Raw genomic sequence first — 13,911 nt, 5'->3', positions numbered from 1 at the left:
TGCGGGATTCGTGAAAGCGTTCACATTCACAAGGACCATCGATGTGCCGACCGGGCAACCCCCGCCGGCAGGAGGAGTTGGACGACCATGGACTGGCGCCACCGCGCTGTCTGCCGCGAAGAGGACCCGGAGCTGTTCTTCCCGATCGGGAACACCGGTCCTGCTCTGCTGCAGATCGAGGAAGCCAAGGCCGTGTGCCGCCGCTGTCCGGTCATGGAGCAGTGCCTCCAGTGGGCCCTCGAGACCGGCCAGGACGCCGGCGTCTGGGGCGGCATGAGCGAGGACGAGCGCCGCGCCATGAAGCGCCGTGCCGCCCGCAACCGCGCCCGCACCGCCTGATTACACGCCGTAGTACCAGCAGTAACCGCAACACCGATCAACACATGATCACAGGCTTCGCCTGCACCTCCTGGTGAAGCCTTCCGCACCAAGGGCCTTGCTCGACGAGGCCCCGCGACACCGGCCCGCTCAGCCACTTGATACTGTTCACTTAGAGCAATATTGTGGAGCTGTGGCGCTCACCGTGTGCAACGCACCGGCTGGTGTCGCACCACCCAGAGCCCCCGTTCCGGCCGACTCCCCCCGACGGCCGGAACGGGTTGAGAGGCCCTGTCGACCCACCCCCCCCGGTCGACAGGGCCTCGTTTCTGCTTCTTGCGCCAGTTCTTCCGCCGGGCGCCCGGCGCGCAGCCCGGACGCACGCCCCCGGCGTACCTCGTCACCTCGTCACGCCTCAGCGCACCGGGATCTCCAGGACCACCTTGGTGCCGCCGTTCGGCCCGGCCACCATGTCGAAGGTGCCGCCCAGCTCCCCGGTGGCCAGCGTCCGGACGATCTGCAGCCCGAGGTTGCCCGCCTGCTGCGGGTCGAAGCCCTCCGGCATGCCCCGGCCGTCGTCCTGCACCGTGATCAGCAGGTACTCCTCCGGCCGGGCCCCGCCGTTCCAGCTGTCCGACCAGCCCATGCCGGTGGCCGGCGCCCGTCCGCGCAGCGCGCTGACCTCCAGGTTGCCGGAGGCGCTCGGGCCGAACGCGTGTTCGAGGGCATTCTGCAGCAACTCGGTCAGCACCATCGCGAGCGGGGTGGCCACCTCCGCGGAGAGGATGCCGAAGCTGCCGCTGCGGCGGGTCGCCACCCGGCCGTCCTGGGACAGCTCCATCACCATCGCCAGCACCCGGTCGGCGATCTCGTCGAAGGCCACCTGCTCGTCCAGCGCCTGGGAGAGCGTCTCGTGCACGATCGCGATCGAGCCGACCCGGCGCACCGCCTCGTCGAGCGCGGCCCGGCCGGACTCCGACTCCATCCGGCGGGACTGCAGGCGCAGCAGCGCGGCGACGGTCTGCAGGTTGTTCTTCACCCGGTGGTGGATCTCCCGGATGGTGGCGTCCTTGGTCATCAGCTCCCGGTCGCGCCGGCGCAGCTCGGTGACGTCCCGGCAGAGAACCAGGGAGCCGGTCAGGGTGCCCTTGGGCTTGAGCGGGATGGCCCGCAGGGTCACCACGCCGCCCTGGGCCTCGATCTCGGTCTGCCGGGGGGCCCAGCCGCTGGCCAGCTTCACCAGGGCCTCGTGCACGGCGGCCCGGGAGGGCGGGGCGAGGTCGGCGGTGGCGCGGCCGAGGTGGCTGCCGACCAGGTCGGTGGTGAGGCCGAGCCGGTGGTAGGCGGAGAGCGCGTTGGGGCTGGCGTAGGTGACGATGCCGTCGGCGTCGAGGCGGATCAGGCCGTCGCCCACGCGCGGGGCCGCGTCCATGTCGGCCTGCTCGACCCCGGGGAAGGGGAAGGCGCCGGCCGCGATCATCTGGGCGAGGTCGGAGGCGCTCTGCAGATAGGTGAGCTCCAGCCGGCTCGGGGTGCGCACGGTCAGCAGGTTGGTGTTGCGGGCGATCACGCCGAGCACCTTGCCCTCGCGCCGCACCGGGATGGACTCGACCCGGACCGGCACCTCCTCGCGCCACTCCGGGTCGCCCTCGCGCACGATCCGCCCCTCGTCGAAGGCGGCGTCCAGCAGCGGGCGCCGGCCGCGCGGGACGAGGTGGCCGACCATGTCGTCCTGGTAGGACGTGGGGCCGGTGTTGGGGCGCATCTGGGCGACCGAGACGTACCGGATGCCGTCCCAGGTGGGGATCCAGAGCACGAGGTCGGCGAAGGACAGGTCGGAGAGCAGCTGCCACTCCGAGACCAGCATGTGCAGCCACTCCACATCGGCACCGGTCAGGGTGGTGTGGCGGCGGACGAGTTCGTTCAGCGAGGGCACAGGGCGAGCGTAGCTCCAGGGGGGCGCGGAGGGCCCGCGCGCACCCCCGCCGGCGTGCGCCGCGCACCATTCCCCCCAGGTTGTCCAGACCAATTTCCGGCAAGGCCTGGACAACCCAGATTGGTCTAGTCCACAATGAAAGGGCACCAAGGAGAGGCAACCGCGCAACTGCCCTGACCGCGCGATGCCGCTCCTCGGTCGGTCGCCGCCGAACGAGGACCCCGCACAGTTCTCGATCGTCACCGGCGCCCGACGACAGCTCCGGGCCGCGGAGCCGCATGGGTTGAGGGTCCCGTGTCGGCGCCGTGGCCCGTAGTGTTTCCCGGACTCCCCCGCCCGTCGCGGGCCCCCGGGACGCAGGAACGCCGGAGCCCCCGTCCACAGGCTGTGGACGGGGGCTCCGGCGTACGGCGGGCCGGGCGGCGCGTCAGTGGGTCTCGGTGACCTTGGCGAGCGCGCGCGGGGCGTCCGGGTCCTGGCCGCGGGCGATGGTGACCTCGTAGGCCAGCAGCTGCAGCGGCAGGATCTCCAGGATCGGCTGCACCTCCTCGGGCACACCGGCCGGCAGCGCGAAGCCCGCCGAGGCGGCCTCGACCTGCGCCTGCTGGCCGACCACGACCAGGTCGGCACCGCGGCCGCGCAGCCGGTCCAGGACGGGCTGCAGCGCCTCGCCGCCCTTGCCGTCCGGGACGATCGCGATGACCGGGGAGACGTTGTCGACCATGGCCAGCGGGCCGTGCAGCAGGTCGGCGCCGGAGAACGGGGAGGCCGGGATGTAGGTGGTCTCCATCAGCTTCAGCGCCGCCTCGCGGGCGGTCGGGTAGCCGTAGCCGCGCGAGGTGATGACCAGGCGCTGGGCGAAGCGGTAGCGCTCGGCCAGGGCCTTGACCTCGTCCTGGCGGGCCAGGATGCCGGCCGCCAGCTCGGGCAGGGCCTTGGCGGCCGCGCCGTCGCCGCCGCGCAGGCCCTCGATCAGCAGGTAGAGGGCGAGCAGCTCGGCGGTGTAGGTCTTGGTGGCGGGCAGCGCCTTCTCCGGGCCGGCCAGCACGTCGATGTGGAACTCGGAGACCTCGGCCAGCGGCGAACCGGCGTTGTTGGTGACCGCCAGGGTGATGGCACCGGCCTCGCGGGCCGCCTTGGTGGAGGCGACGAGGTCCGGCGAGCCGCCCGACTGGCTGACGGTGATCACCAGCACGTCGGTCAGGTCCGGCTTGGCACCGTAGGCGGTGGTGGTGGACATCGAGGTCAGGCCGGCCGGCTTGCCCAGCAGGATCTCGATCAGGTACTTCGCGTACAGCGCCGCGTTGTCCGAGGTGCCGCGCGCGGTCAGGAGGACGAACCGCGGGTTGCGGGCGGCGATCCGGGACGCGATCTCGAAGATCCTGGGGGCGCCCTCGTCGAGGATGCGCTGCAGGACGGCCGGCTGCTCGGCCATCTCCGCCGCCATGATCCGGCCAGGGACGGTCTGCGTGTCGGACATCGTGGGTGGGCCTCCGATGAGATGGTTCCACCCCGACCGGGCGGGAATGCCCGGCGGGGACCTCTACGGCGGCGAGTCCGCACACTCGCTGCGGTGAATGCTGCGGCAATCCTACGGGGGCCGCCCGCCCGGGGCACATCCGAGGAGGCGGTCACGGCAGGTCCGGCGGCCTGCGGCGCGCGCGGAGCCCCTCCCGGCGGTGCGGGGAGGGGCTCCGGCGTCCCGGGCCGGCCGGCGGCTCAGCCGGCCTTGTTGATCAGCTGGTCGATGGCGGCGTCGGCCTCCTTGGTGGCCTGGTCCACCGACTTGCCGCGCAGGATGGCGGTCAGCATGTCGGGCAGGATCTTCTGCTTCTCCACCAGGCCCCAGCCGGGGGCCAGCGGGGTGAACCAGGCGTCCGGCACCGCGTTGGCCGCGGCGGCGGTGGCCGGCTTGCTCTTCAGCGGGGCCAGCTGCGTGAGGTTGTTCGGCAGGATGTCCTTGTCGGCCAGCGCCTGCTCGGACTTGGCGCTGGTGAACATCCGGACCCAGTCGGTGGCCAGCGCCGCCGTGGGCGACTTCGCGGTGACCGCCAGGGCCGAGCCGCCGATGAAGGTCGGCAGCGGCTTGCCGCCCGGGCCGGGCATGGTGGCGACCTTCACCGAGTCCTTGAGGTTCGGGTCGCCGGTGACCGGCGCGGCCACGCTGGCCGCCTCGAAGCCGTTGCCGTAGAAGGCCGCCGCGTGGCCGCGGGCCATCGCCTCGTACTGGTTCTGCTCGTTGACCGCCTGGTCGCCCTTGTTGTACTTGCGCACCAGGTCGACGAAGTGGGTGATGCCCTGCTGGGACTTGGGGTCGCTCAGGGTGCCGTGCCAGGTGCCGCCGCTGTCGAAGCGGGCGATGGCACCGCCGTACGCGGAGACGTAGCTCATCGCGGCGTACCAGTACGGGCCGGGCAGGTACATCGGGGAGAACGTCCGGTCGGCCTTGTTCTTGTCCGCGATCTTGTCGAGCGCCGCACGCAGCTCGTCCTCGGTCTTGGGGAACTCGGCGTTGCCGGTGGCCTGCTGGAAGGCGGTGGAGTTGTAGATGGCGACCCGGGCGCCGGCGTAGTACGGCACGCACCAGAGCTTGTCCTGGTAGGTGCAGGTGTTGGCGAGCGCCGTGATCCAGGTGTCCGAGTTGTCGAAGGTGGTGCGCTCCACCGGTGCCAGCGCGCCGGAGAGCACGTACTTCATGGTCTCGGTGTTGCCGAGTTCCACCACGTCCGGGGCGTTGCCGTCGGTGATCGCCTGGTCGAGCTTGGCCACCTTGTCGGCCCAGCCCTGGTAGGCGAGCTTCAGGGTGACGTTCGGGTACTTGGCGGCGAAGTCGTCGTTGACCCGCTGGACGAGGTCGGGCCAGCTCTTCTGGGCGTCGTCCATCAGCCAGACCGTGACGGTACCGGTCGCGGCCTTCGGGTCCGCCGAGGCGGCCTTGGCGTCTCCCGACGCCGGGCCGCCCGAGGAACACGCCGTCAGTCCGGCGGCCAGCGCCATGATGCCGACCGCCGCCATGAACCGACGCTTTCTCACGCCATCCTCCGAGGGTGTTAGTGCTTTGTGCCCGCCGGCGGCGCGCCGGCGCCCGACGGGACGGTGTCCGGGGAGGGGCGGCGAAGAGCTTCGGGGTGGGCCAATACCACATCCGGCGAAATTGAAATTCGAACCGGATGAAGTGGAGCCTGGCCTAGACCACAGTTGGTGTCAACGCCAAATGGCCTGGCGGTCAAGGCCGTTGCAGACCTGTTGTACCGCGTGGCGATCAGTCGCGCAGCGATCACCCTAGGTAGAACTTAAGGCTCCCTTAAGGGCGATTTGAGGGAACATCGTCAGGTCGCGAAATCGCAGGTCACACGGCATGCCCCGGGCGGAGAACGCAGCGGGCCCGCCATGCGACATGCGCATGACGGGCCCGCTGGGACGGATGCCTCGGGGCACCCGGCGCGACGGTCCGACGGGGACTCAGCCGATCGCCCCCGGCTGTCCGGTGAGCACCTCGACGGCGGCCAGCCCGCAGACCCGGGCGGCGCCGTGGGTGGCGATGTACAGCGCGCCGGACGGCTCGGACTGCGGCAGGCCCATCTCGACCACCGCGGCGTCCGGGCGGGCCGCCACCAGGCGGGCCAGCGCGGCCGACATCCACGCGTGGCGGTGGGCGTCGCGGACCACCAGCACCAGACGGCGGCCGGCGGCCTCGGCCAGCACCTCGGAGACCACCGTGTCCAGCACCGCGGCCTCGGCGGCCTCCGAGCCGACCTCGCGGGTCCGGGTGCCCGGGAAGCGGTCGGCCAGCATGCCGGCCACGCCCCACGGGGTGACGTCGCCGACGGCGATGTTGGGCTCCGAGGAGAACGACGCCACGTACGGGCGCTCGGTCACCGGCAGGACCTCCCGGCCCGGCGCGCGGACCACCCGCAGCGCCCGGCGGGCCGCCCGCAGGCCGACCGCGAGGTCCGCCTCCGGCCGCTCGCCCTGCGCCGCGATCCGGGCCCAGCTGCCGAGCGCGCGCACCCGGGCGGCCGCGTCGGCGAGCCGCTCCTCCGGGAGCCGGCCGGACTGCACGCCCGCCACGATGGCGTCACGCAGCATCAGCACGGTGTCCTCGTCGGCCAGTCCGCCGCCCACGCAGATCGCGTCCGCGCCGGCCGCCAGGGCCAGCACGGTGCCGTCGCCCATGCCGAAGGTGTCGGCGATGGCGCCCATCTCGATCGCGTCGCTGACGATCAGGCCCTGGTAGCCCAGGCCGCCGTCCTCGGGGGCCGCGCGCAGCAGGTCGCGCAGCACGGCCGGGCTGAGCGTGGCGGGCAGCTTGGGGTCGAGCGCCGGGACCATGATGTGGGCCGTCATCACGGCCTTGGTGCCGGCGGCGATCGCGGCCTGGAACGGGATCAGGTCGCGCGAGCGCAGCACGTCCAGGTCGACGTCGATGACCGGCAGGCCGTGGTGCGAGTCGACGGCGGTGTCACCGTGGCCGGGGAAGTGCTTGGAGCAGGCCGCGACACCGGCCGACTGCAGGCCCTCCACCCAGGCGGCGGTGTGCCGGGCGCACAGCTCCGGGTCGGCACCGAAGGAGCGCACGCCGATGACCGGGTTGCGCGGGTTGGAGTTGACGTCAGCGGTCGGCGCCCAGTTGTAGTTGACGCCGGCGGCGGCCAGCGCGCGGCCCAGCTCGCGGGCGACGTCACGGGTCAGCGCCGGGTCGTCGATGGCGCCGAGGGCGAGGTTGCCCGGCCAGGACGAGCCGGAGCCCGCCTCCAGCCGGGTGACGTCGCCGGACTCCTCGTCGATGGCGATCAGCAGGTCGGGGTTCTCGGCCCGCAGCGCGGCGGTGAGCGCGGCGAGCTGGGCGAGGTCGGCCACGTTGCGGTCGAACAGCGCGACCGAGCCCAGACCGGCCGCCAGGTGGCGGCGCAGCCACTCCGGCGGCTCGGTGCCGACGAAGCCGGGCTGCAGGACGGTCAGGGCGTCACGGTGCAGCTGGTCCGAGGCCGGGAGGGTGGGAACGAGGATGCTCACGGGGGATCAGCCCTTCACGGCGCCGTCGGTGAGGCCACCGACCGCCTTGCGCTGCAGGAAGACGAACAGGATCAGCACCGGGATGGCGAACATCGTGGACGCGGCCATGGTGGCACCCCAGTCGTTGCCGAAGGCGGTCTTGAAGGAGGACAGCCACAGCGGGAGGGTCTGCCCGTGTCCCTCCTCCTTGTTGAGGATCAGGACGAGGGGGAACTCGTTCCACGCGGTGATGAAGCCGAACAGCGAGGTCGACATCAGGCCGGGGGCCAGCAGCGGGAAGATCACCTTCACGAAGGCCTGGGTGCGGGTGCAGCCGTCCACCATGGCCGACTCCTCCAGCTCCTTGGGCACCGCGGCGATGAAGCTGCGCAGCGTCCAGATCGTGAAGGGCAGGACCATCATCATGTAGAAGAGGGTCAGCGGCAGCAGGCTGTTCAGCATGTCGTTGTCGCGCGAGATCATGTAGACCGCGATGGTCATGACCTCCCAGGGCGCCATCTGCGCGGCCATCACGACCAGGACGAAGCCCTTGCGGCCGCGGAACTTCATCCGGGCGATGGCGAAGGACGCGAGCGTCGCGATCACCAGGGAGGCCAGGACGGCGCCGATGGTGACGACGAAGCTGTTGGTGACGTACGTCCAGAAGTGCTTGGCGTTGATCGCGGTGACGTAGTGGTCCATGGTCCCCTTGAAGGGGATGAAGACCGGCGTCTTGCTGATGATGTCGCCGTCCTTCTTGAAGGACGTCGCGACCATCCAGTAGACGGGGAAGATGAAGAAGACGAACAGGACGCCCGCGAGCACGTTCGGCCAGCTACGTCCGATGAGTGAGCGCCTCACAGCTCGTCCTCCTGCTTGAGCATGATGCGGAAGTAGTACGCCATGAGCACACCCAGCATCAGGATGGTAAGCACGGCGATCGCGGAGCCGATGCCGTAATGCTGGCCCGAGGACCCCTCCAGGTAGGCGTGCACGGGCAGGTTCCGGGTCAGGTTCTCGGGACCGCCGCCGTTGATCGCGTAGACCTGGGTGAAGGCCTTGAAGACCCAGATGACCTCAAGGAAGCTCGTGGCCAGGAAGAAGGGCTTCAGGCTGGGGAAGACCACCGAGCCGAAGATCTTGAAGGCGCCGGCGCCGTCCATCCGGGCGGCCTCGTACAGCTCCTTCGGGATGGTGGTGAGACCCGCGTACATGTTGAACGCGACGAAGGGGATCGACTGCCAGACGATCAGCAGGATGATCACGAAGAACGTCGAGTACTGGTCGCTCATCCAGTTGTAGTCGGCCATCGAGTGCCAGCCGAGCTTGTCGAGGAACCAGTTGACGACGCCCCACTGCTGGTCGAACAGCCAGGTGTAGACGGTGGTCGCGGCGACCACCGGCATCGCCCAGGCCATCAGCAGACCGACCGACAGCACCAGGCGCATCTTCTTGCCGAGGCGGTTGAGCAGCAGGCCGACCAGGGTGCCGCCGACCATGATCAGCACGACGTTCACCAGGGTGAAGGCGACCGTGCGCCCGGTGACCGACCAGAAGTCCGGGTCGGTCAGCTGCTCCTTGTAGTTGTCGAAGCCGTTCCACTCCGTCACGTGCGTGACGAGCTGACGCCTGTTGAGGTTCTGGAACGACAGCAGCACCGTCTTCACGAGCGGCCAGCCCAGCAGGGCGATCGTCGCCACGGTGGCCGGCAGCAGCAGCAGGTAGGGGGCGGCCTTGGCGCCGAAGCTCCGGCCGTCCGCCGATCTGCCCCTCTTCGGGGTGCCCTTGGCGCCGCCACCCGCGGCGCTCGTCTCGATACTGGCCACAGCAGCCTTCCCTGAATCCGGAGACTGTGTGTGCACCCGCCCGGAATGCACAGCCATCGTTCTCACTTCCTCATAACCCGACCACGACGGACAGGCGCCGCCCACCGGCCCCCCGCCGGGAGCCGGTGAGCGACGCCGCTCGATTGCTTACTGCTTCTGGTTGAGCCGCTTCGCGATCTCGTCGTCGTACTTCTTCGCGGTGGCCGTGTAGTCGCCACCCTGGAGGGCCGCGGTCAGGAACTCCTTGATCGGGTTCGGCTTGTCCTCGACGCTGGCCCAGTTCGGGGTGTTCGGGGTGATCGCACCCTGCTCGGCGGCCGGCACGGCGGCCTTCGCGAAGTCACCGGTGACCTGGCTGCTCAGCGACTTCTTGTTCGGGATGTTGCCGGCGGCCGCGACCAGACCCTCGTTCTTGTCGTTGAGGGCGACCTTCAGGAAGTCCTTGGCCATGTCGGTGTTCTTGCTGTTCTGGGCGATCGCCAGGTTCGAGCCACCGAGGAAGACGCCGGAGGGCTTGTCAGCGGTCTTGCCCGGCAGCGGGAAGAAGCCGATCTTGCTCGCCGACAGCTCCTCCTCCTTCGGGAGCTCCCAGCCGAGGCCGATCATGGCGCCGACGTCACCCTTGGCGAAGACGTCCTTCTGCTGCGGGGTGGCCTCGTCCTTGTCCTTCGGGGCCTTCGAGTAGCTCTGCAGCTTCTGGTAGGTCTCGAAGGCCTTCTTCGCCTCGGGCGAGGACAGGCCGCCGACCCACTTGTCGCCGTCCTTCTTGGCGATCTGGCCACCCTCGCTGTGGAGGAGGCCGAAGTAGACGTACCACTCCTGGCCCGGCATGTAGATCGCGTCGTTGACGCCGGGGGTGGCCTTCAGCTTCTCAAGGTCGGTGTAGAACTCGTCGAGGGTCTTCGGCGCGTCCTTCAGGCCGGCCGCGGCCCAGAGGTCCTTGTTGTAGGCGACCACGCGGTTGGAGACCCACCACGGGGCGGCGTACTGCTTGCCGTCGAGGATGGCGGCCTCGTTCTGGTTGTCGGCCCAGTCGCTGCCGCCGAGGTACGCCTTGTCCTTGGTGATGTCGAGCAGGCCGCCCGAGGCCGCGTAGCCCGCGGTCTGGGTGTTACCGACCTCGACGACGTCGACCGAACCCTCGGAGAGCGCCGCGGTGATCTTCTGGCCGATGCCGTCCCACTGCTGCTCCTGGAACTCGAGCTTCGAGCCGGGGTAGGTGGTCTCGAACTCGGTCTTGACCGAGTCGGTCCAGCCCTTCGGGGCCGAGCCGCTCATGAGCCACACCTTGAGCGTCTTGCCGTTGTAGTCCTTCTTGCCCGAGGCGGCGGTCGACGTGCCCGAGTCGCCGCCCTCCTTCTTGGCGTCCGAGCCACAGGCCGCGAGACCAACAACCATGGCCGCGACGCCGACCGCCGCGATGAGCTGACGCTTCACGCCATCCTCCTGAGGGATGCCTGGTTACCCCCGTCGGGTGGCAGCGGCATACCCACGCGAAGTGGGAGGAATGGTGCCGCGGACTCCAGCGAACGGGTGGGGGGATTCATAGTGACCGGCCTAGTGGTGTAGACCAGATGCCTGGAGCTTGGCCTAGACCAATGGGCCTGTCAACGGCTGTTCGACCGATCCGGACCACCCGTTATCAAGCCGACACCGCACATCGTTCATCGCGTGATGAGGTATTCGTTCCGTAGCCATACATGCAACGATGTGAGCCGTTAATCATGTGGTGGGGCTTCGCGAGAGCTCTGCGAGAAGCGGGAGACAGGTCCGATGAGCAGCGACGGGGGCAGCACGGCCCAGGTCAACGACCCCCAGGTGAAGAATCCCGTCACCCAGGGCGGCGGGGACCCGACCGCCCGGGTGCCGAAGTACTACGGCCTGAAGCGCCACCTGCTGCAGCTTACCGAGACCCAGCCCGCCGGCACCCCGGTTCCTCCCGAACGGGCACTGGCGGCGCAGTTCGACACCTCCCGCACCACCGTCCGGCAGGCCCTGCAGGAGCTGGTCGTCGAGGGCCGGCTGGAGCGCATCCAGGGCAAGGGCACCTTCGTCGCCAAGCCCAAGGTGGCCCAGGCCCTCCAGCTCACCTCCTACACCGAGGACATGCGGGCCCAGGGCCTGGAGCCCACCTCCCGGCTGATCGAGATCGGCTACATCTCCGCCGACGAGCGGCTGGCCCCCCTGCTGGACATCAAGCCCGGCGGCCGGGTGCTGCGGATCGAGCGCCTGCGGCTGGCCAACGGCGACCCGATGGCCATCGAGGTGGCCCACCTGTCCGCCAAGCGCTTCCCCGCCCTGCGCCGCAACCTGGCCAAGCACAACTCGCTCTACACCGCCCTGCGCGAGGTCTACGGGGTGACCGTGGCCGAGGCCGAGGAGACCATCGAGACCACCCTCGCCAACCCCCGCGAGGCCGGGCTGCTCGGCTCCGACCTCGGGCTGCCGATGCTCCAGCTCTCCCGGCACTCCTTCGACCCGGACGGCGACCCCGTCGAGTGGGTGCGCTCCATCTACCGCGGCGACCGCTACAAGTTCATCACCCGGCTCAAGCGGCCGGAGTAGCCCGGCCCGGCACGGACACGCTCCGGGGCCCCGGCGCGCGAGGAGCGCGCGCCGGGGCCCGTTGCACGCTCCCGGCGCGCGGAGGATCCGGATGGCGGGAAGTTGCCCCGGATCCAGTGACACGGATCACGCGATGCTCTAGATTCCGCAACCGTACTGACTGCCGATCACCAGTGGTGCTGCTCGGCGGACCCACGGGGGCGCCCGGTGCACCCGGGGGTTGCGGCGCCGGCGAGGTGAACCCTCCGAAGCGGAGCCGAACCATGTCGTCAGACCTCACCGACCGACCTGTCATGCCCGAGCCAGAAGAGCCCGGACCCCCCGGCCCCCCGGCGGTCACCCCCGAGCGGGTGCTGGCCGCGCTCGCCCTGCTGGTGCCGATCGTCGCGATGCTCTGGGTGGGCTCGTACGACAAGCCCGAGCCCGAGGCGGGCGGCGTCCCCTTCTTCTACTGGTACCAGTTGCTCTGGGTCCCGGTGTCGGCCGTCTTCACGGTCAGCGCCTACCTGCTGATCGACCGGGACGAGAAGGCCCGCCGGGCCGCCCGCGCGGCGCGGAAGGCGGGTGGCGCCCGGTGAACGGCGTCAACGTGCCCGCGCTGGTGGTGTTCGTCCTCTTCTTCCTGCTGGTCACCGTGATGGGCTTCCTGGCCTCCCGGTGGCGGCGCGCCGACAACGCGCTCCACCTGGACGAGTGGGGCCTCGGCGGGCGCAGCTTCGGGACCTGGATCACCTGGTTCCTGCTCGGCGGCGACCTCTACACCGCCTACACCTTCATCGCCGTCCCCGCCGCCGTCTACGCGACCGGCGCCGCGGGCTTCTTCGCCGTCCCCTACACGATCGTCGCCTACCCGCTGGTCTTCCTCTTCCTCCCCCGGCTCTGGTCGGTCTCCCGGGTGCACGGCTACGTCACCCCGGCCGACTTCGTGCGCGGGCGCTACGGCTCCCGGCCGCTGTCGCTGGTGGTCGCGCTGACCGGCATCCTCGCCACCATGCCGTACATCGCGCTCCAGCTGGTCGGCATCCAGGCGGTGCTGGACGTGCTGGGCGTCGGCGGGGGCGCGAGCTCCAACTGGTTCGTCAAGGACCTGCCGCTGTTCATCGCCTTCGGCGTGCTCGCCGCGTACACCTACTCCTCGGGGCTGCGCGCGCCGGCCCTGATCGCCTTCGTCAAGGACACCCTCGTCTACCTGGTGATCATCGTCGCGGTGATCTACATCCCGATCCGGCTCGGCGGCTACGGCCACATCTTCGACGCGGTCGGCGAGCGGTTCGGCGGCCCCGGGTCGGGCGGCTCGCTCACCCTGCCGGAGAACAAGCAGTGGACGTACGCGACGCTGGCGCTCGGCTCCGCGATGGCGCTGTTCCTGTACCCGCACTCGGTGACCGGCGTGCTCGCCTCCAGGTCCCGCAACACCGTGCGCCGGAACATGGCGATCATGCCCGCGTACTCGCTGATGCTGGGGCTGCTGGCGCTGCTCGGCTTCATGGCGATCGCGGCCGGGATCGGCAAGGGCGACAAGGGCTTCAACACCCAGCTCTCGGTGCCGCAGCTGTTCGAGGACATGTTCCCCGACTGGTTCACCGGGGTCGCCTTCGCGGCCATCGGCATCGGCGCGCTCGTCCCGGCGGCGATCATGTCCATCGCGGCGGCGAACCTGTTCACCCGCAACGTCTACAAGGAGTTCCTGAAGCCCTCCGCCACCCCGGCCGACGAGACCCGGATCGCCAAGCTGGTCTCGCTGCTGGTCAAGGTCGGCGCGCTGGTCTTCGTGCTCGGCATGGACAAGCAGGCGGCGATCAACCTCCAGCTGCTCGGCGGCCTGTGGATCCTGCAGACCTTCGTCCCGATCGTCGGCGGCCTGTTCACCCGCTGGTTCCACCACTGGGCGCTGCTCGCGGGCTGGGCGGCCGGCATGGTCTACGGCACCTGGAAGGCCTACGGGATCGCCAGCCCCAAGACCAAGCACTTCGGGGGGAACGCCGCCGAGATCCCCGGCATCGGCGAGACCGGCTACATCGGGCTCACCGCCTTCGTCCTCAACCTGCTGGTGTCGGTGGCGCTCACGCTGGTCCTGCGCGCCGTCAAGGCGCCGGACGGGCCCGACGAGACCCGGCCGGGTGACTACAGCGCCGAGGGTGGCGGGGAGGAGCCGGAGAACGCGCCGGAGCCCGTGGCGGCGCACTGATACGCCTTGCGCGCCCTGTGGTCGCGCCGTCTCCCCGGTCAACACTGGAGGGGGCGGCGCGATCATATGTATGAACAGCCGGG

11 protein-coding genes are annotated in these 13,911 nt (G+C 70.2%); 4 read left to right on the top strand and 7 right to left on the bottom strand.

Annotated elements, in window-relative coordinates; translation table 11 throughout:
• Window positions 1–87: 87 nt before the first annotated feature.
• On the top strand, window positions 88–339 hold the full coding sequence (locus ACFXAM_RS11375) for a WhiB family transcriptional regulator (RefSeq protein ID WP_014138019.1): 252 nt from the start codon (window positions 88–90) through the stop codon (window positions 337–339).
• A 394-nt stretch (window positions 340–733) separates the two neighbouring features.
• Here ACFXAM_RS11375 and ACFXAM_RS11370 read toward each other — a convergent pair whose 3' ends face one another.
• From ACFXAM_RS11370 to ACFXAM_RS11340, 7 genes are all read right to left on the bottom strand, one after another.
• Window positions 734–2,254 carry a sensor histidine kinase gene (locus tag ACFXAM_RS11370; protein WP_380289824.1) on the bottom strand — a complete coding sequence of 507 codons (1,521 nt, stop codon included), beginning with the start codon at window positions 2,252–2,254 and terminating at the stop codon, window positions 734–736.
• 427 nt (window positions 2,255–2,681) lie between these two features.
• Window positions 2,682–3,734, bottom strand: a complete 1,053-nt coding sequence (locus ACFXAM_RS11365; RefSeq protein ID WP_380289822.1) for an SIS domain-containing protein — start codon at window positions 3,732–3,734, stop codon at window positions 2,682–2,684.
• Between the two features lie 239 nt (window positions 3,735–3,973).
• On the bottom strand, window positions 3,974–5,269 hold the full coding sequence (locus ACFXAM_RS11360; RefSeq protein ID WP_380289859.1) for an extracellular solute-binding protein: 1,296 nt from the start codon (window positions 5,267–5,269) through the stop codon (window positions 3,974–3,976).
• 447 nt (window positions 5,270–5,716) lie between these two features.
• Window positions 5,717–7,270, bottom strand: coding sequence for a glycoside hydrolase family 3 protein (locus ACFXAM_RS11355; RefSeq protein ID WP_380289820.1), 1,554 nt, complete (start codon window positions 7,268–7,270; stop codon window positions 5,717–5,719).
• A gap of 6 nt (window positions 7,271–7,276) precedes the next feature.
• Window positions 7,277–8,110, bottom strand: coding sequence for a carbohydrate ABC transporter permease (locus ACFXAM_RS11350; RefSeq protein WP_380289818.1), 834 nt, complete (start codon window positions 8,108–8,110; stop codon window positions 7,277–7,279).
• Window positions 8,107–9,132: a carbohydrate ABC transporter permease gene (locus tag ACFXAM_RS11345; protein ID WP_380289816.1), complete on the bottom strand. Its 1,026-nt coding sequence runs from the start codon at window positions 9,130–9,132 to the stop codon at window positions 8,107–8,109. Before ACFXAM_RS11345 ends, ACFXAM_RS11350 begins: the two co-directional genes overlap by 4 nt.
• 90 nt (window positions 9,133–9,222) lie before the next feature.
• On the bottom strand, window positions 9,223–10,512 hold the full coding sequence (locus ACFXAM_RS11340; RefSeq protein ID WP_380289814.1) for an extracellular solute-binding protein: 1,290 nt from the start codon (window positions 10,510–10,512) through the stop codon (window positions 9,223–9,225).
• Between the two features lie 336 nt (window positions 10,513–10,848).
• Between ACFXAM_RS11340 and ACFXAM_RS11335 the strand changes: the two genes are divergently transcribed.
• From ACFXAM_RS11335 to mctP, 3 genes are all read left to right on the top strand, one after another.
• Window positions 10,849–11,640, top strand: a complete 792-nt coding sequence (locus tag ACFXAM_RS11335; protein WP_380289812.1) for a GntR family transcriptional regulator — start codon at window positions 10,849–10,851, stop codon at window positions 11,638–11,640.
• A gap of 293 nt (window positions 11,641–11,933) precedes the next feature.
• Window positions 11,934–12,218, top strand: coding sequence for a DUF3311 domain-containing protein (locus tag ACFXAM_RS11330; protein WP_380289810.1), 285 nt, complete (start codon window positions 11,934–11,936; stop codon window positions 12,216–12,218).
• Between the two features lie 59 nt (window positions 12,219–12,277).
• Complete coding sequence (gene mctP / locus ACFXAM_RS11325; RefSeq protein ID WP_380289858.1) at window positions 12,278–13,828, top strand: monocarboxylate uptake permease MctP; 1,551 nt, start codon at window positions 12,278–12,280, stop codon at window positions 13,826–13,828.
• Window positions 13,829–13,911: the final 83 nt, after the last annotated feature.

The sequence above is a fragment of the Kitasatospora sp. NPDC059462 genome (assembly GCF_042749955.1).
In the GTDB taxonomy this organism is placed as follows: domain Bacteria; phylum Actinomycetota; class Actinomycetes; order Streptomycetales; family Streptomycetaceae; genus Kitasatospora.
Note: the sequence above shows the minus strand (reverse complement) of the source record. Positions and strands in the feature narration are given on the sequence as shown.